We start from the raw sequence: 20,639 nt of genomic DNA on the forward strand, positions 1-20,639 counted from the left end.
AATAAGATGGGCATATCTACGTCCGCCCATAGATTATCAAAGTAAATTCTGTAAATTTAGCCCACCTGAGTAACCAATAAACCGAACAGGGAATAAAATAACCATGCCAGCCCCGTTATTTATTCGCTAAAAAAGCGCTGATGAATGTGACCAATAACCGTAAGCCTGAAACCGATACCACTGGTAGTGCCCTTATGCAGGTAGACCCAATGCTTTTACAACAAAACCGCATGCTGGAAATGCTTTGCAAAGTGCATGCAGACTTTGCCATACAAAAAGGTACCCGGCAGGTATTTGAAACATTGCTTAATAGTACCCTTGAAATTACAGGCAGCGAATATGGTTTTATCGGAGAAGTACTGAAAAATGATAAAGGAAACCCGTATCTCCACACCCAGGCAGTTACAAATAATGCCTGGAATCCCGAGATGTTGCAGTATTATAATGATCACCTTGGAAAAGAGATGATCTTTTCCAATTTAAACAGCCTCTTTGGAGAAGTACTCAAAACGGCTGCACCGGTTATCAGTAACAACCCGGATACGGATAACCGCCGGTCCGGACTTCCTCAGGGCCATCCCATCCTCCATTCCTTTATGGGCCTTCCTGTAATACGCGATCAGGAAATGATTGGTATGATAGGAATAGCCAATAAACCAGGCGGGTACCAGGAAAGTATGGCAGATTTTCTGCAACCCCTGCTATCTACCTATGGTACATTAATCCATGCACACCACATAGACGAGCAACGCTCCCTGATTGAAAAGCAACACCATCAGCTGATGTCGGAAATGGAAGCACTGATTACTTCCCTGGATGATATTGTGATGGAAATGAATGAACAAAAAATCTTCACACAGGTATGGTGCAATAATGAAGAGATGTTGTTTTTACCCAAGGACAAACTGATAGGACGGCATATAAGGGAAGTCATGGGAAAACACACGGAAATGTCCAACAAACTAATAGATAAAGTACTGGAAACCGGAGAGTCGCAGGAATGGGATTATCCGGATATTCGGGAAAATAAAGCATACTGGTACAGCCTTAAAATTACCTTGCTGAAAAGTCAGGGACCACAGGGACCCAAACGTATTGCTATCATTATCAAGGATATCACTGCCCGCAAAAAGGCGGACCAGGCATTAATAGCTGCCCGGAAAGAACTGGAAAGAGCTAACCAACTCCTGGATGTAAGCCAGGAAATTGCCCGGCTGGGGGGCTGGGAAGTAAATCCTCAGACACAGCAAATGTTCTGGACCAGATATATGTATAAACTGCGGGAAGTACCCCTTGATTTCCCGGTTAGCATTGAGGCAGGATACAGCTTTTATCATCCGGATGACCAGGCCATTTTACGGGAGGCTGCCCGCAAAGGATTCTCCGAGAATATCCCCTATGACCTGGAACTAAGACACGTTTCTGCTAAAGGAAAAGAAACCTGGGTACGTGCCATAGGTATCCCCATGTTTCAGGATGGAAAACTCACCCATTACAGGGGTGTTATAATGGATATCACTGAGCAAAAACTATCACAACTGGAATTGATCCAGGCAAAGGAAGTGGCGGAGAAAGCCGCAAAGGCAAGAAGTGGTTTCTTATCTACAATGAGCCATGAAATACGTACACCACTGAATGCAATTATTGGGATTACCAATATCCTGCAGGAACAACATATGCCGGAAAATGCAAAGCTCGTCCAGAACCTGCAATTTTCTGCACAGCATCTGATGTCCCTGATCAATGATATTCTCGACTTCAGTAAAATGGATGCCGGTAAAATGGAACTGGAACACCAACCTTTTGATCTTCCCAAATTACTGCACTCCATTGCCAATAACCACCAGCCCTCGGCCAACAATAAAAATATCGAACTCTTTACCTCTTTCGATGAAAAGCTACCCACTATTATAGTAGGCGACCATGTAAGGTTAGCACAAATATTAAATAACCTGCTTAACAATGCCATCAAATTCACCAGCAAGGGGTATGTACGACTGGATGTACTGCTGGAACAGCTCCAGTCAGATGAGGCGGTCATCTCTTTTGCTGTAACCGACACCGGTGAAGGTATTGACCCTGATATACAGCAGAAAATATTTGAGCTGTTTATGCAGGCCGACTCTGCCACCTCACGCAAACATGGTGGCACAGGACTTGGGCTCGCTATCATCAAAAGCCTGATAGAACTCCACAACAGCCACATCGATGTGATCAGCCAACCAGGAGTAGGTACGGAATTCAGGTTTTCCCTCCGCTACGATCTCCAGGAAACAGTAGTGCAAAAACCAGCACCACCATTTCAATTACCTCCCGGATTATTGAAAAATATGCCGGTATTGATTGTAGAAGATAATCCGATCAATGTAATGGTAATACAGCACCACCTTAATAAAACCGGCGCTGTTACTACTGTTGCCACGAATGGTAAAGAAGCAGTCAAAGAAATGGGACAACAACATTTTATTGGTGTTATCCTGGATCTGCATATGCCGGAAATGAATGGCTATGAAACAATCCCCTATATCAGGGCCCTGCTTCCGGAAGCTTTTATCATTGTAATTACAGCGGATATTATGCCTGAGGTAACAGAAAAACTGGCGGCCCTCCAAGTACGGCATGTTATGCAAAAGCCTTTTAAACCGGATGTCCTGTATAAAACCCTTCAAATAGTACTACAGGAACAACAAGCAAAACACTGATTATTTTTATATGCCAGCTATGATCCCTGCCATAACAAAATGCCCTAATTTTGAATGCTTAGGATAAACTACAGGCTCAATGATGGACAATTCAAATTTATCAGCACGTGATCTGGCCGTGATCTGGCATCCTTATACCCAAATGCAGACGGCACCGGCACCTGTTGCCCTGCTAAGGGGAGAAGGTGCGCTGCTCTTTGATGAAGCAAACAATAGCTATATAGATGCTACCTCCAGTTGGTGGGTCAACATTCACGGACATGCACATCCTTATATTGCAGAACAACTGGCCTTACAGGCCAGACAGTTACAGCATTGCATCTTTGCCGGGTATACCCACCCTCCTGCCGTAAACCTCGCAGAAAGACTGCTGAAGATATTGCCAGGCCCGCAAAGCCGCGTGTTTTATTCAGACAATGGCTCTACAGCGGTAGAAGTAGCTCTTAAAATGGCGTTGCAATACTGGCATAACCAGGATATCAAAAAGAGAAAAATACTCGCTTTTCATCATGCCTATCATGGAGATACCTTTGGAGCAATGAGTGTCAGCGGCAGAAGTGTTTTTACCCGTGCATTTGATGATTTTCTTTTTGAGGTACACTTCATCGACCTGCCAACAGCCAGCAATATTACCAGCTTAAAATCACAAATAGCAGCCTGGCAACCGGAAGAAATTGCGGCCTTTATCTTTGAACCTCTCATCCAGGGATCTGCTGGTATGCTGATGTATGAGGCTGCTGCTTTTGAAGAATTATTACAGTACTGTCAGTCACAAAACATATTACTCATCGCAGATGAAGTAATGACCGGGTTTGGCAGAACAGGCAAAAACTTTGCGATGCAGTATACTTCAGTAGCACCGGATATCATCTGCTTGTCCAAGGGGCTTACAGGGGGAAATATGGCATTAGGGGTTACTACCTGTACTGCTGCTATTTATAATGCATTCCTCTCGGACAATAAGCTGAAAACGCTTTTCCACGGACATTCGTTTACAGCTAACCCACTAGCCTGTGCTGTTGCCCTGGCCAGCCTCGACCTTTTCCTGGAACCTGCCTGTGCAGCAAACAGACAAAGAATCCATGTACAACACCGGCAGTTTGCCGACCGGCTGAATACCCTGCCGGTGATTAAAAATACCCGCGTACTGGGTACTATTCTGGCATTTGATATCATCACAGCAGGAGAAGATGGCTATACAAATCAATTGGCTGACTACCTGCACCGTTTTTTCCGTGAAAGAAGAATTATGTTGCGTCCCCTGGGTAATACACTCTATATTTTACCCCCCTACTGCATTACCAATGAGCAACTGACGCAGGTATATGAAAGTATTATCGCCTGTGCGGAAGAATTGATGCATTAATGTATAAAAAATGTGCTGATAGTACCCGGATGGAAATGATTTCCGACAGGCATTATCAGCACATTTATATTTAGTGATGACCTGCTTAAAACTGTGCAGGTACTTCTACTTTTGTTTTATCCCACTCAAACACCAACTTACCCGCCGGTACAGAAATAGTGAATTTTTCTACTGCTGCTCCGCTAATCGTCTTTACAGGGGCTTTTACTTCAACTACATTTTTACCCTTGTTTTTGTCATAGTCAAATGCACCAAACTGACCCAGCTGACTATTCAGAATAATAGTCCACTCCTTTGCTTCAGGAATGGTAAATAAAGTATAAGTGCCTGCCTTTACCGGCTTACCACCCAAAGTACCATCTTTGGCAAAAGTAATCTCCGTAGCTTTATTCGCACCAGTACGCCATACCTGACCGTAAGGTACCAGCTCACCAAATATTACCCGATTGCGTTTAGAAGGTTGTCCGTAAGCGACTTTTACATTTTTGCCTTCTGCGGTTACCGCCGGGCTTTTAGGGGCCTGTGAAAACACCATACTACTGGCGCCCACGAGGAAGGAAAGTAATAAGATCATCTGTTTCATAAAGCGCGTTTTTATGATTAAAATTTTATACATGAATGTACTGTAATCCTCCCAAAATCGCTTTACCATCCATCATTTACCTGCTCCACTTTTCCAGCTAAAGGTAACCACTGCTTCTGACGGCAGTGTATAGGAAAAAATGTGCGCTTCACTGACCACACTTACCCGTTGGGCATGCCTGGCTTCATTCATGACCACCACGGTATACTGTCCCTCCCGGTAAAATGCCACATTGTAAATTTGATGTGCCGGCATTTCAGTAGAAAAAACCCGGTAAGCCCCCGGACGGACAAACTTACCGAAATGCCCCAGGGCAAAATACTCCTCTGTACGGATTGTCTGTCCCGTTTTGGAATAAACGGTGATCACTCCCCTACAATCTTTGCACCCATTATTCTGAGGGCCATGATGCTCATTCAATGCAAGATTATAAAACAATATGCCGGAGGCCCAGTTACGCATTCCCCCTATCAGCATATGACGTACATACAAACGCAAATTATCTCCAAAAACAGGAGTGGATTCACCTCCGGAGATTTCCGTTAAGACTACCTCCATTTCAGGATGCAATTTCTTTACCAGGCTCATATTGGACACTGACCCCGCGTATCCATGAAAAGCTACTCCGCTTACATACTGACTTACCGTCTTTTCATCCAGCAAACTATCGGCATATTCTGCCCCATCCAGGTTGCCATCATATACCATTAGCCTGGCATCTGATCCGGAAGCTTTCAGATAAGGACCTAAAAAGTTTTTTACCAGCCTGCGCGCCTGCACTGCCCCTAAAGACATACTGGGATATGCTTGTTCTCCTGCCAGTGGCGCACTCACCGGTGTAAGCGCATATATCCGGATGCCAGCCCGCTGCATAGCCTGTAAATAACCTGTCAGGTAACGGGCATACAACGATTCATAAGCTGGCAACAAGCTGCCTCCCTCCAGCTGCTTATTGCTTTTAAATGAAGCCGGAGCGCTCCAGGGACTGGCTATAATTTTTAACGCCGGGTTTATTGACAATATCTCACGGAGTATGGGCAATACATGAAGCGTATCTTCTGCCAGGTTCAATGTTAGGGTACTATCCGGGAATAACTGAAAAGGATAAGCAAAATTATGTGGTGAAAAGTCGGAAGGGCCGATGCTCACCCTTAAAAAATCCAGCCCTATCCCTGCGGGGGTAAATAACTGGCGGAAAAGGCTGTCACGCGATAGCGGGTTTACATAGTTATGCAGCACATAAGCTGCACTTCCTGTTAAAGCAGCCCCAAAGCCATTTATCTGCTGATAAGTACGGCTGGTATCTACTTCAATAACAAGAGAGTCTTCCCGTGTTCTGGCACCTGACGCTTTCCATGTCAGGGAATCGGTTATTTTGAGGAGTACCAGGTCACTCATGTCGGTAGTGCATACCGTTACAGGACCAGGTACTGTGGTTGGGGTGCCGGCATTACAACTCCATGTAATGCTTATGATCAGCATCAGGCTGCATATTCTCATAACAGGCGTATTGGGGTTCTACCAATTATTCTATGCTACAGTAGAAAATGCTTATGGTTGTTCACATATGGTACGCAATCTGTTTAGCCCCTCCTCCATCTGCGGACCAAACAGTTTATCCCCCATAAACCCTCTGAATTTCCACCAGGGCAGCCATCCCAGATCTGTTTCCAGGTACCAGTGAATAGCTGTGCCACTCCCATCAGTAGAAGGTTTCATTTCTAATCCTGAATAAACAGACTTCATACTGCTGAAATCCATATGATAGTAAATTCCTTTCTGAGGATTGCTGTCCGACACGGTGACTTTACCACTTCCCCCTCCCGGCTTAGTGCTTTCCCAGGTATAATAGGCACCGGTACCGGAAGCTGGCTCGGAAAAATTTATTACCGCTACACTATCAGCTATCATCCATGGGTTCCATGCCCTCCAGCCCTTTAGATCATTGGCTACCGTGTATACTTTACTCATTGGTGCATTAATAACTCCTGTCCGTTCTATCACTAATCTCGAAGGAAACATTAATGAGATGAGGAAGATCACTATTGCAAAAATCACTACACTGATAAAAAACAACTTGACAAATCGCATATAAAAAATAAAAGATCCAGAAAATGACAGACAGACTAAGTATTACTTCAACATTATTTTATCAGGCCAGTACCTGCCTCAGGTTGGCCAGCCCTTTTTCAAAGTCGCTGCCTACCCATTTATCCATTACCAACCCCAGGAGTTTTCTTATGGGATTTTGCCCCATATCAGCCTGCATACCCCAGGTTACCTGTGTACCACCCGCTACCGGCTCAAAGCGAAAATATCCCCTGGCTATCCCCTGATGCATAAAATTGCTGTTGGTTGCAATGTATTCCACCGGCCGGGATTCAACGATAGTCATGCTCCCATTTCCTACATGCCGGTGCCGGCTTTCCCAGCTAAATCCTGCACCTACCCCGCTTTCCTTTTCACCATATACAATCTTCATCGCCGGATCCAGCTGCTGCCAGGGAGACCATAACTCCCAGTTCCGTAAAATATTTACCCGGTCAAAGATAGCCGCCGCAGGAGCCGCTATCAGAAGCGTCCGTTCTACCTTTACATTAGGAGGAAGGAACATGGAATAAGTTACTATTCCAAGAATCAGTACCGCCAATGCACCTATTATCAATAAAAAAATTTGCATATGTACAGGTTTTAGGGGAACCAATCTTCTATAAGTTAAGGATATTATCTGAGTGAAAAAAGTGAAATAAAGGTCTTATTCCCAACGAAATATCTTAATAGCTACTGCATATACCACCACTCCCCAAAGTGTGATAATACCTATCTCGAACCCCACATCCCATAAGTGCTGCCCTTCAAAGGCCACTTTGCGGAAGGCGTCATTGAGGTAAGTAAGCGGCAGCATTCTGCAAATAGGTTGCAGCCAGGTAGGAAGCGCGTCTACGGCAAAGAAAGTGCCGGCCAACAGAAACTGTGGCAGGGTGATCATATTGGCAAAAGGCGGAATCGTACTCTCATTTTTGGCAACACTGCTCACCACAAACCCGAATCCCATAAATACCACCAACCCGAATACTGATAATACCAGCATCTCCAGAAAAGTAACAAAACCATGCACCAGGGTAAATCCAAAAGCAAAGTGTCCCAAACCAATGATCACTACAGAACTCAGTAACTGGAAAACCATCCTGCTAAGTGCTTCGCCCAATACAATATAGGTGCGGTTGATAGGGGTGGCAAAAAAACGCTTGAGTACCAACGTTTGCCGTAAGTTAAAAAAGAGGAAAGCAGTGCCAAATACGGCAGCACTCATTAATGCAAAACCAAGTTGCCCTGGCAACACAAAATCAATCGTCTTGTATTCCCTTCCCTGTATCACCGCTGTTTCAACGGTGGCTACACTCGGACGCTTATAATAACGGTCGTCTATTTGCGTGGATACATCTTTCAAAATGGATTCAAACAATTGGATCTTATCTACGGCAGCCGTAGAAGTACGCACCTTTACATCATAAGCCGGTGCTGTGCCCTCACTGGGTTTGGTGGTAATGTTAATAACAGCGGTAATACGGCCCTTTTTCAGGTCCTCTTCCATTTCCTCCGTCGTTTTGTCTGTTACCAATCTGATACTCTTGGTATTAGCCAACCCTTTATAGATAATGCTGCTGGTATCCGCGTTTTTATCCACTCCTACCCTTACAGATACAACGCTATCCCCTATAAATCCAAATACCAGGATAAATACCAGGGGAAACCCAAGACTGAAAACGACTGCGGACGGGCTGCGGAATATCCCTCTCAAACTGGCCTTGGTAACCGCCAACATTGCTCTGATCTGGTTGTACTTCACTCCATTCATCTGATTGCTTGATTAAAAACCGCGTAAAACTACTATTGTTTTGCCCATTTCCATAAAAAAACCTGCCGGAATACGGCAGGCTCTTTTATTAGCTATTAGCAGTTAGCTTTTAGCCATTAGCTGACCTAAGCAGTATAACACTGCGGCTTTTATCATTATTAAAGCCTGCATTACGGACTTTGGCTAAAAGCTAACTGCTAATGGCTAACAGCTCTTTTTATGCTATTTTAATTGAAAATCAAACGGTAACCGTGCCTGCACTTCCCCATTCATCTGCTGTACATTTTTAATCTGCTGGTAGATCTTGTAGTTTTCTCCCAGTTCCTTTTTAATCATCACAGCGCTGGCATCTCCTCCCAGCTGTTTCATGAACCGGGTCACTACATCCTGTGCTTCCGGGTATTCGTTTAATGAATAAGTAGACAGGTTGGCCATTTTAGCAGCACAGGCCAGTGCATCATCTACACCACCCAGGCGGTCTACCAGCCCTAACGCTTTGGCCTGTACGCCACTCCATACACGGCCCTGTGCAATACTATCCACAATAGCAGGATCCAGCTTTCTGCCGGTAGCTACCCTGGATTTGAAAGAAGCATAAATGCTGTCTACGGAGTTTTGTACAAATTTCTTTTCTATCTCTGTGAGCGGGCGGCTGGCTGTACCCAGATCAGCATATTGCGCTGTTTTTACCCCGTCGAATGTTACACCCAGCTTATTTTTGAAGAATCCCTGCATATTCGGCATTACCGCAAACACGCCAATAGAGCCGGTTAACGTATTCGGTTGTGCAAAGATGCTGTCTGCCATACAGGAAATATAATATCCTCCGGAAGCAGCATAATCTCCCATAGATACAATCACAGGCTTTTCCTTTTTGGCCAGGAGTAACTCCCGCCAGATCACTTCGGAAGCCAGGGCACTACCTCCACCGGAATTTACCCGGAAAACAATGGCTTTCACATCTTTATCCAAACGGGCTTTCCGTATTTCCTTCAGGTATTGGCCACTGCTGATCACATCCGGCCCTTCGCTATCGCCACTTACGATACTCCCCTGGGCATAGATGAGGGCAATCTTACTATCAGCACTGCCGGAATTGTAATTAGCGCTTTTCTCGTATTTCTTCAATGATACAAAGTTCACATCATCGTCTGGTTTCAGCCCCAGTTTACGCCGGATCTCGTCTATCACCTCATCATCATACTTCAGGCCATCTGCCAGTTTATATTGCAATGCATCCGAAGCTTCCTGAATCAGTCCTACATTAGCATAGCCATGCAAAACAGCGGTATCAATCTGACGGATTTCACCGATCTTTTGCAGGAAATTGCCATATAGTTCATCCAGGAAAGCACTGGTTTGAATACGGTTGGCTGCTGTCATCTGCGTTTCGCGCAAAGGCTCTGTAGCACTTTTAAATCTCCCATCATAGAAGATCTGTGGTTCTATGTCCAGCTTTTCCAGCGTTCCTTTAAGGAACATCAGCTGTACGGCAAACCCGCCAAAATCCACCCCACCCTTAGGGTTCAGGTATATTTTATCTGCCACGGAAGCCATATAGTACCCGCTCTGGCTCATCCCTTCTCCATAGGCATAGATAAACTTCTTTGCTTTTCTAAACGCAATCAGGGCATTTCTGATTTCCTCATTGGTAGCGTATCCGTTAGGATTACCACTGGTTTTGAGATAAATGCCCTTGATATTATCATCGGTAGCAGCGTACCGGATAAGCCGTACGGCATCATACAAGCCAGGGGTTTCATCAGGCCCGATCTTCAGTCCGCCAAACGGATTGGCCACTTTCTGTTCCGGATACAGCTGGCTGGTTTCCAGCACCAGTACCCCGTTGGGAGCAATGACCACTTTTTCGGGGGTAACAGACCGGCCAATAATGCCCAGTAATATAACCACCCCCACAATGGTGAAGATGATCAATGCCAGCAACATGGCGAAGAAAATTTTGAAAAAACTACGCATAAATGAAATTATAAATTCAAGATACCATTTTTATCCACGCCTCTTGCTACCTGTTTTAGTCCTTTGCAAAAGAGCGCTAAACTATGTTTACGTGTAAAAGCAGGATTTAATTTCCACAGTCCTTTCCAAAAATAAGGAATATGGCTACTTTTGGGCCGTCAAAGATACATGAATACAGCAATATTACTTATAGGTGGCAATTTAGGAGACCGTATCGGGCATTTGCAACAAGCCACGCAACTGATTGCCCGTAATGCAGGAGAAATAGTAAAAGCGTCCGCCTTATACGAAACGGCGCCCTGGGGTAATGTGGAACAGCCGGACTACCTCAACCAGGCGCTGCAGATAGCGACCCCGCTGGCAGCGCTTCCGCTGATGCATACGCTGCTGGAAACAGAACGGCAGATTGGCCGTATCCGCCAGCATAAATGGGGAGCCAGGGTGATTGATATAGATATGATCTTTTATAATGATGCTATTATCAACCTGCCCGACCTCAAAATCCCCCATCCCAGGATGCAAAGCAGGCAGTTTGTACTCGTGCCCTTAAATGAGATCGTTCCCGGCTATGTACACCCGGTATTGCACCAAAGCGTAAAAGAACTGCTGGCCGCTTGTCCGGACCTACTGCCAGCTACCAGGTACCAGGCAGATACCTCTTCCACAGGACAATAACTTTTTAATCACCCGGCCGCCGCAACGGTATGCCACGGAATACAGCTAAGCATGCAATACAGGTTTATCACAATTGAAGGAAACATTGGCGCCGGAAAAACAACCCTGGCCAGTAAACTGGCTGCCCATTTTCATGCTAAGCTTATCCTGGAAGAATTTGCAGATAACCCCTTCTTGCCGCTTTTTTATGAACGCCCCCAGCAATACGCCTTTCCGCTCGAACTATTCTTTATGGCAGAACGCTATAAACAACTGAAAGATATGCTGCAAACACAGGACCTCTTCCGCGAAGTGGTGGTGTCTGACTATCTCTTCATCAAAAGCCTCTTATTTGCCAAAGTAAACCTGCCGGAAGAAGAATATGCACTATACCAGAAATTGTTTGATATAATTAACCCCCAACTGGTTCAACCCGATCTCCTCATTTTTTTAAACGCACCGGTTAGCAGGCTCCAGGAAAATATCCGTCACCGGAACCGCTCTTACGAACAACAAATCCCGGACGACTATCTCCGGAACGTACATGATATGTATATGCAATATATTAAGCAACATCCGGTACGTACGCTGATGATCGATACTTCCAAATGGGACTTTGTACGCCAACCGGATGATTTTCAACGCCTCCTCACTGCCCTGGAAGAAGACTATGCACCTGGCATCAATTATATGAAGCTGTAAAATCTACGAAATACAGATATCTAGTTTATCTATACGATAATAAATAATATTATTTTGGCTTATACCCCCGTAAGCCTATTTTTGTTGCATACACAACAGGCAGTGACTATCGAATCGTCCGTACAAACATTGTGAAAACAATATGCTGTTCTGCTTGTTTTCTAATAAGGCATCTCTATTTGTTCACTTACAAAACATTAACCTTATGGCTGAAAAGAAGAAGCTTACTACCGCAGCTGGTATTCCGTATTTTGAACATGAAAACTCTATGACGGCCGGACCACGCGGTCCTATTTTACTACAGGATTTTATCCTGCATGAAAAGATGGCCCATTTTAACAGGGAAAGAATACCTGAAAGAGTAGTACACGCCAAAGGTACCGGCGCCTATGGTACCCTCACCATTACACATGATATCACCGCTTATACCAAGGCCAAAATTTTTAATACGGTAGGTAAAAAGATCAGGATGCTGGCACGTTTTTCTACCGTAGGTGGCGAAAAAGGCTCCGCAGATGCAGAACGCGATCCCCGTGGTTTTGCATTGAAGTTTTATACAGAAGAAGGGAACTGGGACCTCGTGGGAAACAATACGCCTGTTTTCTTCATTAAGGATCCTAAGAAATTCAGTGACTTTATCCATACACAAAAACGGGATCCCCGCACCAACTGCAAGAGTGCAACCATGATGTGGGACTTCTGGAGCCTCAATCCGGAAAGCCTTCACCAGGTAACCACCCTGATGAGCGACCGGGGTACACCTTACAGCCATCGTCATATGCATGGTTTTGGCAGCCATACCTTCTCCTTCCTCAACAGTAAGAATGAGAGGTTCTATGTAAAATTCCATTTCCTGACCATGCAGGGTATCAAAAACTTTACAGATGCAGAAGCAGGGGAAATGAGAGGCAAAGACCCGGATCATGCGCAGCGCGACCTGGTTGAGGCTATTGACCGTGGAGAGTTTCCAAAATGGGCCTTTAAAATCCAGGTAATGCCGGAAGCTGAAGCCAAAGATTACCGCTGGAATCCTTTTGACCTCACCAAAGTATGGCCGCATGCCGATTATCCATTGATTGATGTAGGCGTAATGGAACTGAATGAAATCCCGGCCAACTATTTTGCCGAGGTAGAACAGGCTGCTTTTGCACCCGCCCATGTGGTGGATGGTATCGGCTACTCTCCGGATAAAATGCTGCAGGGCCGCTTACTTTCCTATCCGGATGCACACCGCTACCGCCTGGGAGTAAACTATGAACAGATTCCTGTAAACCGTTGCCCTTATGCGGTAAATAACTATGAACGCGATGGCTTTATGCGGGTAGATGGCAATGGTGGCAGCAATCCCAACTATTTCCCCAACAGCTTTGATAATATCGAACCAGACCCTGCATATAAAGAACCAGGTATGGATCTCGATTCCTTAACGGCCGACTGGTACGATCGTAATGCACCTGGTGAAGATGATCATTATACACAACCAGGCAACCTGTTCCGGTTAATGACTGCACAGGAAAAACAAAATACCATCCATAATGTGGTAACCAGTATGTCTGGCATCACGGGGCCTAAAAAGGATATGATCATTCAAAGACAACTTTGTCATTTCTTCCGGGCAGATATCCAGTTTGGAATGGGCATCGCCAAAGGTTTAGGTGTTGAAGCGGAAATACCGGCCGCACACACGAAGTAAACAACTGCGAACCGCTGTAAGCAGATAGTATAGCGGACAGCTTAAATAACGCACTTTTCTGGTATTCAAATAAAACAGGGGCTGACCAAACTTTTGGCCAGCCCCCGTTGATTACTATCATCTTTATCAATAAGCCTGTTTATACCTCCATACACCTGCCCGCAATAGTACTGGCTACTATCCAGCCGCTGGTCCAGGCATGCTGGAAATTAAACCCTCCTGTTACCCCATCCACATCCATTACCTCCCCGGCAAAGAACAAATTAGGAGCCAGCCGGCTCTCCATCGTAGTGGCCTCTATTTCCGACAGGGTAATACCACCGGATGTAACAAACTCCTCCTTAAAAGTAGTTTTGCCCTGCACGGGGAATTCCATACTTACCAGATTTTTCATCAGGCGGTTCTGCTCTTTGGCTGGCAGATCGGCCCAACGGGTTTCTTCGGGGATGCCGGTATGCTGTAATAAAAATATCCATAGCCGCTGTGGCAGTCCAAATGGGTTCTTCGTTTTCAATGGCTGCCCTCCCATGGCTAAACGTAGTTCCTGCCATGCCGTACGTAAACTGTGCTCATTATATTGTGGCAGCCAGTTGACCAGTGCGGTAAACTGGTATTGCATCGCCTGCAGCTCCCGCGCACCCCAGGCAGACAAGCGTAAAATAGCCGGACCACTCATCCCCCAATGCGTGATTAACAATGGCCCCTGCTCCTGCAGTTTGGTACCGGTAATTTTTACCTGCGCTTCCGGTACACTTACGCCCATCAATGCCGTAATAGGATGTTTAGGCATGTTAAACGTAAACAGGGAAGGTACCGGAGTAGCAATACTATGCCCTGTTTGCTGCAACCAGGCAAACTTGTCGGCCTGTGCATAGCCTCCTGCAGCTATACATACAAAATCAGCTTTCAGGACCCGTCCTCTCTGCAAGTATACTTCCCAGGTTCCATCCGGCATTTTGTGCAGCCCCGTCACTTCCTGTTGCATCTCTATCACCAGCCGGTAGCGGTCCGCTTCCCGCAGCAAACAGTCTATAATCGTCTGTGAATCGTCTGTAACCGGAAACATCCGCCCATCTGCTTCTGTCTTCAGGGCTACTCCCCGGTCGGCAAACCATTGGATCGTATCCGGTACAAAAAAGTGGTTAAAGGCTTTCTTTACAAAATTTTGTCCCCGCGGATAACGTTTAACCATGTAAGGTATCCCAGGTGCCGCATGGGTCACATTACACCTTCCACCACCAGATACCTTCACCTTGGACAACAGCTTACCGGTCTTCTCCAGCAGCACTACTTCCAGCTCCGGACAAAGCCGGGCAGCATTTACCGCGCAAAAAAAACCGGCTGCACCACCGCCTGCCACCACTAATCTTTTATGAATCACCGTATTCTGTTTATTAAATATTAAAGTTTTCTTAAAAAGCCCTTTAAATACGCAATAATAAGTAAACCTGCCGTAATCTTATATGTCTAAACTTTTACAGCACGTTTTTTGATGCTATCTTGGTTTTAAATTAACATTCATGCGACCCACCCTGTACAAAAGAAAACTACGCCTGAAATGGTTGATACCTGTTTTGATTACCGGTGCTTTCAGCGCACTGGCATTCCTGCCTGCTGATAACTGGCAGGATAAGGTATTAAAGGCATTGCAGCAGTTTGGCCAGCACTACCCACAGGAAAAAGTATACCTGCAGCTGGATAAAGATTATTATGCTTCCGGTGAAACCATCTGGTTCAAAGCATATATCACCCTGCAGAATATGCCAGCTACCCAGGCTACCAATCTGTACGTAGAGCTGCTCGATCAAAACGGGACCATTGTACAAAAGAAACTATTTATGGCTTCCAGTGCCGGAGCGCCGGGCTTCTTTGAACTACCCGAAAACCAAAAAGCCGGCACTTACCAGCTGAGGGCCTACACCGCTTATATGCTCAACTATGACCCGGCATTCCTCTTTTACAGAACGCTGGAAGTATTTGACCCGCAAAAGAAAAATGCGGCCGTACAGGACTCCATGCCTATAACGGACTTTGCTGTACAATTTTTTCCGGAAGGGGGGAATATGATACAGGATGCCGCCGGACAGGTGGCTTTCAAAGCCATTGATAACAACGGCTATCCTATTGCCGTAACCGGTACAGTGAAAGACAGCAAAGGAAAAGAAGTAGCAACCATCACCACCATACATGATGGTATGGGAATGTTTGAACTAACACCCGCTCCTAACGAAACCTACCAGGCTACTGTAAAATCGGCAAAAGGACAATCCAAAACCTTTCCCCTACCTGCTGTGGCTACCACCGGTGCTGCCCTCAAAATCTTTAACAAAGGGGCCCGTGTTTTTTACCAGTCTGTATTCAGTAATAATTACGACAGCTCATTTAACGATATGATGATCGTTGCACAAATGGGGCAGCAACTCGTATATAAAGCCTCTCTTAATGCAGCAGAAGGCAGGATCAGCGGATTTATTCCTACCGACGACCTTCCTTCCGGTATCATGCAGATTACCTTATTTGGTAAGGACGCAGTACCGCTGGCAGAAAGACTGGCTTTTGTAAGGCAACCAGATACCCTTTCCCTTGTACTGGAGCCTACCAGCATCAGTACCAATGTACGGGAAAGAAATATCCTGCTGCTTAAAGTACCGGACAGTTTACAAACCAACTTATCTGTGTCCGTTACGGATGCTGATGCGGTGGCTGTAGATGACAATGCTACCAATATCATGTCCAGTCTGCTGCTGACATCCGATATCAAAGGATTTGTATTTAATCCGGCCTGGTATTTCAGGGATTTTGCGCCTGCAACGTTACAGGCGCTCGACCTGGTGATGATGACCAATGGCTGGAGACGCTTCAGCTGGCAAAAAATTATCAACAACGAATTCCCTGCCGGCAAATACTCCTATGAACAGGGTATCACCGTAAAAGGAACCGCTTTCACCAATGGCGGCCGATACCCGCTTACCAACGGGAAGATCGATTTTATGATCAAAATACCATACGATAGCTCTTCCATGTTTGCTTCTGGCCCGGTAAACGAAAAAGGAGAATTCTCCCTTTCCGGCCTTGTCTTCCCCGACACAGCGCTGATATATTATCAGGCTAATGACAAACAAAAGCGCTGGAAAGATGTAGAAGTAAAATTCAATACCCATTTCTTTACTGATAATTCACCGGTTAAAAGACCTACTCCTTTATTATTGCCACTGCCTATTAATGAAGGTACATTGAAAAGCTTCCTGACAACAGCATCGGAAAGCAATAAGGTCAACAGGTCTATCAATAATAGAATGGTATACCTGAAGGAAGTAAACGTAAAAGCCAGAAAACCTCCTAAAGAGGAGTCTATTGACAAGCGCTATGCTACCGGCATGTTTACCAGCGGCGATGGCTATACTTTTGACCTTCTCAAGGAACAGCCCACCAGCTTCAACGTGTTCCAATACCTGCAATCCAAGGTAGCTGGACTGAATATCATGGGGGATATGAATAATCCGAACATTTCCTGGCGTGGTGGGGCTCCTGTACTCTACCTGAATGAAATGCAAACGGACGCCGGCATGTTAAGCACTATTCCTATTACAGATATCGCAATGGTAAAAGTGTTTCGTCCTCCGTTTATGGGTGGTTTCGGTGGTGGCGCCAATGGGGCTATTGCTATTTATACCAAACGTGGTGGCGAAGGCGGCGGGTCCGATCCCAATATCAAAGGATTCGAATTGCTGAAGAAAGGCGGATTTACTGTTGTAAAAGATTTTTATTCGCCCAACTATGCGGTGAAGAAGGAAGTACACGTACTGCCCGACAAACGGCTCACTTTATACTGGAATCCGTCGCTCACAGTAGACTCTGTTTTCCATACTGCCAAGATAGAATTCTTTAACAACGACTTCACCCAACGTTACCGGGTAGTGGTAGAAGGTATATCCCACGATGGCCGTATAGGCAGAGTAGAAGAAATCTTCTGATCCAAAAGAATACGATATATAAATGGCTGGCCAGAAAATGGCCAGCCATTTCTTTTTGAAAGCCTAAGGTAGGCCTGTTGTCATTTAAATGAGCCGCGCTATTTGCAAAAGCATCAGACACCTTCAATAAGGTACCACTGGCAAATCAGCATCCGCTACCAGAAAATCCCTGCAAAGAAAAACCCTGCCATTACAGAAACGGCTACTGCTACCAGACCGGGGATCATAAAACTATGGTTGATCAGGTACTTCCCGATATGTGTACTACCCGTACGGTCAAAATTAATAGCGGTTAATAAGGTAGGATAACCCGGCAATACAAAATCCCCGTTTACCGCAGGGAACATGGCCACCAGATAGGCAGGAGGAATGCCCAGCGCTACCCCCAGTGGCATCAGGGCTTTGGTAGTCGCTGCCTGGCTGAACAATAACATGCTGAGTACAAACAATGCGATGGAAAAAGTCCAGGGGGCTGCCCTTACCATATCTCCCAGTGCCAGCTCTATTGCCTGATCGTTGGCCAACATAAAGGTAGCACTCATCCATACCACCCCAAAGATGGAAATCACTGCTTGTCCGCCTGCGGTAAAGAGGCTGGCTTTGGCCACACTGGCGGCCGAAGTTTTGCAAAAGATCATAATGCCCGCGGCGGCAGCCAGCATCACCAGTTCTATCACTGCTGCCATTTTAATATGCCCTTTGGCATCTACGGTAAGTCCTGCATTACCTGGCTCGAAAGAGGGTAACAAACCGGGGAAAGCTCCTACCAATACGATCAGGAGCACTGCCAGCCCAAAAATCAGTACAGATAGCTTAGCTCCCGGTAGTAATGGTTTATACTCCTTTGTTACTTCCAGCTCTTTTGCAAATTCAGGGTCTTTCATCAGCTCCAGGAAAGCAGGGTCTTTTTCCAGGTCTTTTCCCTTCTTCCAGCATACCGCTACCCCCGCGAGGATACCAATAATAGTAGCCGGAATACAGATCTTTAAAATATGCAGCAGGTCTATTTTACCGGCAGATAAAGAAATCATGGCTGCTGTTGCGGCAGAAATAGGGCTGGCTGTAATGCCCAGATGTGCGGCAATAACCGATATGCTCAACGCTCTTTCCGGACGGATACGCTTTTGAACAGACACCTCCTCTATAATAGGCAGCAACGAATAAGTAATATGTGCCGTACCGGCAAACAGCGTAAAGATATAGGTTACAAAAGGTCCCAGTAATACAATCAGGGATGGCTTGCTCCGTAAGATCTTTTCAGCAAGGCGTACCAGGTAATCCATCCCTCCGGCAGCCTGTAGCGCAGCAGCAGTACTTACTACTGCCAGGATAATCAGCATCACATCAATGGGTGGCTCTGCCGGACGCATCCTGAAAAAGAAGATAAAAATCACCAGCGCCACCATCCCCATCACCCCTAATCCAATGCCCTTCATTCGTGCTCCTACCAGTATGGCAGCCAGCATTATTGCAAACTGTATCCAGATCATAATATGGAATTGTGCGCCAATTTATATATTTATTTTACAATAAACCAGCGCCTGCTGCATGTTCGCGTTTATATCACACAACAGCAGCAGGCGCTTTTATAAATTCCACTCTTCCCATATGATATGGGATCACCCTTATTGGATAAACCGCGGATAGATCATATTGGAAGGGGTAAAAATCTCCTCCCACTTTTCCTGGGTAATGAATTTTTGCTCTTTTACGGCAATATCATGCACAGACTTACCCGTTTCCAGGGCCTCCCTTGCTATGGCAGCCGATTTTTCATAACCAATAATAGGGTTCAGCTGCGTAACAATACCGATACTGTTCATCACCATTTCCTTTGTCCGGTCTGCATTGGCAGTTATACCCAGCACGCATTTTTCCCGCAGCGTTTTGCAGGCATTGGTCATGTAGGTAATGGCGGTAAACAAAGCATAGGAAATCACCGGTTCCATTACATTCAGTTGCAACTGTCCGGCTTCTGCTGCCAGAGTAACAGTCAGGTCTGCCCCTATCACATAAAACGCAGTTTGATTCACCACCTCAGGAATTACAGGATTCACCTTACCCGGCATGATAGAAGAGCCTGGCTGCATCGCAGGCAGATTTATTTCGTTCAGTCCGCACCGTGGGCCGGATGAAAGTAAACGCAGGTCATTACATATTTTAGATACCTTGATAGCAGTACGTTTCAACACACCGGAAAGCTGTACATACACCCCGGTATCATAAGTAGCTTCTATCAGATCTCCCGCCAGCTTAAGATCCAGGCCCGTTACTTCACGCAGATACATCGTTACTTTATCTGCATATCCGGCAGGGGCATTTACCCCGGTACCAATAGCCGTGGCGCCCATATTGATCTCTGCAATCAGGCTTTTACTGTCTTCAATGCGTGACAATTCCTCATGGAGATTCGTAGCATACGCTTTAAACTCCTGCCCCATACTCATAGGTACCGCGTCCTGCAATTGGGTGCGGCCCATTTTAAGCACGTCTTTAAACTCCTCTCCTTTTACTTCAAATGCATCCGCCAGCGCACCCAGCGTATGGCTATACCCGGTGAGTTTATTCATCAGCGCAATGCGGAAAGCAGTGGGATAAGCATCGTTGGTTGACTGTGAGCAGTTTACATGATTATTCGGATGACAAAACTCATATTGCCCTTTTTGTTTGCCCATCATCTCCAGCGCTATATTAGCAATCACTTCATTGGCATTCATATTAACAGAAGTACCAGCTCCTCCCTGTATCAGGTCGCTCAGGAACTGGTCATTAAACTCGCCTTTGATAACCCGGTCACAGGCCTTTACAATGTAATCTGCAATGTTGGCGTCCAACACCCCCAGGTCGCGGTTAGCCAGTGCGGCTGCTTTTTTTACATAACCCAGCGCTTGTACAAACACAGGCTCCGTTTTCAGGGGAATACCTGTAATGTGGAAATTTTCCAGCGACCGTAATGTCTGAATTCCATAGTAAACATCGGGTGATAATTCCTTTTCTCCCAGGAAATCATGCTCAATTCTCTTAGTCATATAATCAGGCTTTAAATGTAACAGGGACATCAGCAAATAAACACACAATACTAACGAATTGTTTATCACTAAAAAATCCCCCTATATTTACAGCTTATTT

General features: G+C 45.6%; 15 protein-coding genes. 6 read left to right on the forward strand and 9 right to left on the reverse strand.

From position 1 onward, the window contains the following. Nucleotides 1–140 precede the first annotated feature (140 nt). Together ABR189_RS12075 and bioA are read left to right on the forward strand one after the other, a co-directional pair. Nucleotides 141–2,702, forward strand: coding sequence for an ATP-binding protein (locus ABR189_RS12075; protein ID WP_354660750.1), 2,562 nt, complete (start codon nt 141–143; stop codon nt 2,700–2,702). Between the two features lie 79 nt (nt 2,703–2,781). Next, complete coding sequence (gene bioA, locus ABR189_RS12080; RefSeq protein ID WP_354660751.1) at nt 2,782–4,068, forward strand: adenosylmethionine--8-amino-7-oxononanoate transaminase; 1,287 nt, start codon at nt 2,782–2,784, stop codon at nt 4,066–4,068. 85 nt (nt 4,069–4,153) lie between these two features. Here the strand turns inward: bioA and ABR189_RS12085 are convergent, their stop codons facing one another. The 6 genes from ABR189_RS12085 to sppA all read right to left on the reverse strand — a co-directional run bounded on the left by ABR189_RS12085 (nt 4,154) and on the right by sppA (nt 10,487). Further along, on the reverse strand, nt 4,154–4,651 hold the full coding sequence (locus ABR189_RS12085; protein WP_354660752.1) for a DUF2911 domain-containing protein: 498 nt from the start codon (nt 4,649–4,651) through the stop codon (nt 4,154–4,156). Nucleotides 4,652–4,723: 72 nt separating this feature from the next. Further along, the gene (locus ABR189_RS12090) at nt 4,724–6,151 is read right to left on the reverse strand and encodes a glycoside hydrolase family 30 protein (RefSeq protein ID WP_354660753.1); all 1,428 of its coding nucleotides are present in this window, start codon (nt 6,149–6,151) and stop codon (nt 4,724–4,726) included. Between the two features lie 51 nt (nt 6,152–6,202). Beyond that, nucleotides 6,203–6,742 (reverse strand): SRPBCC family protein, encoded by a 540-nt coding sequence (locus ABR189_RS12095; protein ID WP_354660754.1) that lies wholly within the window; start codon nt 6,740–6,742, stop codon nt 6,203–6,205. A 61-nt stretch (nt 6,743–6,803) separates the two neighbouring features. Beyond that, entirely contained in the window at nt 6,804–7,331 is a 528-nt protein-coding gene (locus tag ABR189_RS12100) for an SRPBCC family protein (RefSeq protein WP_354660755.1), read from the reverse strand. A 75-nt stretch (nt 7,332–7,406) separates the two neighbouring features. Further along, nucleotides 7,407–8,510, reverse strand: a complete 1,104-nt coding sequence (locus ABR189_RS12105) for an ABC transporter permease (protein WP_354660756.1) — start codon at nt 8,508–8,510, stop codon at nt 7,407–7,409. A gap of 222 nt (nt 8,511–8,732) precedes the next feature. After that, on the reverse strand, nt 8,733–10,487 hold the full coding sequence (gene sppA, locus ABR189_RS12110) for a signal peptide peptidase SppA (protein WP_354660757.1): 1,755 nt from the start codon (nt 10,485–10,487) through the stop codon (nt 8,733–8,735). Nucleotides 10,488–10,655: 168 nt separating this feature from the next. Here sppA and folK point away from each other — a divergent pair, with 168 nt between their 5' ends. From folK to ABR189_RS12125, 3 genes are all read left to right on the forward strand, one after another. Continuing rightward, nucleotides 10,656–11,162: a 2-amino-4-hydroxy-6-hydroxymethyldihydropteridine diphosphokinase gene (folK, locus tag ABR189_RS12115; protein ID WP_354660758.1), complete on the forward strand. Its 507-nt coding sequence runs from the start codon at nt 10,656–10,658 to the stop codon at nt 11,160–11,162. A 51-nt stretch (nt 11,163–11,213) separates the two neighbouring features. Next, on the forward strand, nt 11,214–11,843 hold the full coding sequence (locus tag ABR189_RS12120) for a deoxynucleoside kinase (protein ID WP_354660759.1): 630 nt from the start codon (nt 11,214–11,216) through the stop codon (nt 11,841–11,843). 205 nt (nt 11,844–12,048) lie between these two features. Continuing rightward, nucleotides 12,049–13,536: a catalase gene (locus tag ABR189_RS12125; RefSeq protein ID WP_354660760.1), complete on the forward strand. Its 1,488-nt coding sequence runs from the start codon at nt 12,049–12,051 to the stop codon at nt 13,534–13,536. A gap of 139 nt (nt 13,537–13,675) precedes the next feature. Here ABR189_RS12125 and ABR189_RS12130 read toward each other — a convergent pair whose 3' ends face one another. Then, entirely contained in the window at nt 13,676–14,917 is a 1,242-nt protein-coding gene (locus ABR189_RS12130) for a BaiN/RdsA family NAD(P)/FAD-dependent oxidoreductase (RefSeq protein WP_354660761.1), read from the reverse strand. 139 nt (nt 14,918–15,056) lie between these two features. On the opposite strand from ABR189_RS12130, the gene ABR189_RS12135 reads away from it, so the two are divergent. Next, a complete protein-coding gene (locus tag ABR189_RS12135; RefSeq protein WP_354660762.1) occupies nt 15,057–17,510 on the forward strand; it encodes an MG2 domain-containing protein in 2,454 nt (817 codons plus the stop codon). Nucleotides 17,511–17,665: 155 nt separating this feature from the next. Here the strand turns inward: ABR189_RS12135 and ABR189_RS12140 are convergent, their stop codons facing one another. Both ABR189_RS12140 and aspA read right to left on the reverse strand, forming a co-directional pair. Beyond that, the gene (locus tag ABR189_RS12140) at nt 17,666–19,000 is read right to left on the reverse strand and encodes an anaerobic C4-dicarboxylate transporter family protein (protein WP_354660763.1); all 1,335 of its coding nucleotides are present in this window, start codon (nt 18,998–19,000) and stop codon (nt 17,666–17,668) included. A gap of 135 nt (nt 19,001–19,135) precedes the next feature. After that, on the reverse strand, nt 19,136–20,539 hold the full coding sequence (gene aspA / locus ABR189_RS12145) for an aspartate ammonia-lyase (protein WP_354660764.1): 1,404 nt from the start codon (nt 20,537–20,539) through the stop codon (nt 19,136–19,138). Nucleotides 20,540–20,639: the final 100 nt, after the last annotated feature.

It is taken from the genome of Chitinophaga sp. H8 (assembly GCF_040567655.1).
Lineage (GTDB): Bacteria > Bacteroidota > Bacteroidia > Chitinophagales > Chitinophagaceae > Chitinophaga > Chitinophaga defluvii.

Coding starts and splice junctions, on each gene's coding strand:
- ABR189_RS12075 (WP_354660750.1), top strand. CDS start 141: ATGAATGTGACCAATAACCGTAAGCCTGAAACCGATACCACTGGTAGT.
- bioA (WP_354660751.1), top strand. CDS start 2,782: ATGATGGACAATTCAAATTTATCAGCACGTGATCTGGCCGTGATCTGG.
- ABR189_RS12085 (WP_354660752.1), bottom strand. CDS start 4,651: ATGAAACAGATGATCTTATTACTTTCCTTCCTCGTGGGCGCCAGTAGT.
- ABR189_RS12090 (WP_354660753.1), bottom strand. CDS start 6,151: ATGAGAATATGCAGCCTGATGCTGATCATAAGCATTACATGGAGTTGT.
- ABR189_RS12095 (WP_354660754.1), bottom strand. CDS start 6,742: ATGCGATTTGTCAAGTTGTTTTTTATCAGTGTAGTGATTTTTGCAATA.
- ABR189_RS12100 (WP_354660755.1), bottom strand. CDS start 7,331: ATGCAAATTTTTTTATTGATAATAGGTGCATTGGCGGTACTGATTCTT.
- ABR189_RS12105 (WP_354660756.1), bottom strand. CDS start 8,510: ATGAATGGAGTGAAGTACAACCAGATCAGAGCAATGTTGGCGGTTACC.
- sppA (WP_354660757.1), bottom strand. CDS start 10,487: ATGCGTAGTTTTTTCAAAATTTTCTTCGCCATGTTGCTGGCATTGATC.
- folK (WP_354660758.1), top strand. CDS start 10,656: ATGAATACAGCAATATTACTTATAGGTGGCAATTTAGGAGACCGTATC.
- ABR189_RS12120 (WP_354660759.1), top strand. CDS start 11,214: ATGCAATACAGGTTTATCACAATTGAAGGAAACATTGGCGCCGGAAAA.
- ABR189_RS12125 (WP_354660760.1), top strand. CDS start 12,049: ATGGCTGAAAAGAAGAAGCTTACTACCGCAGCTGGTATTCCGTATTTT.
- ABR189_RS12135 (WP_354660762.1), top strand. CDS start 15,057: ATGCGACCCACCCTGTACAAAAGAAAACTACGCCTGAAATGGTTGATA.
- ABR189_RS12140 (WP_354660763.1), bottom strand. CDS start 19,000: ATGATCTGGATACAGTTTGCAATAATGCTGGCTGCCATACTGGTAGGA.
- aspA (WP_354660764.1), bottom strand. CDS start 20,539: ATGACTAAGAGAATTGAGCATGATTTCCTGGGAGAAAAGGAATTATCA.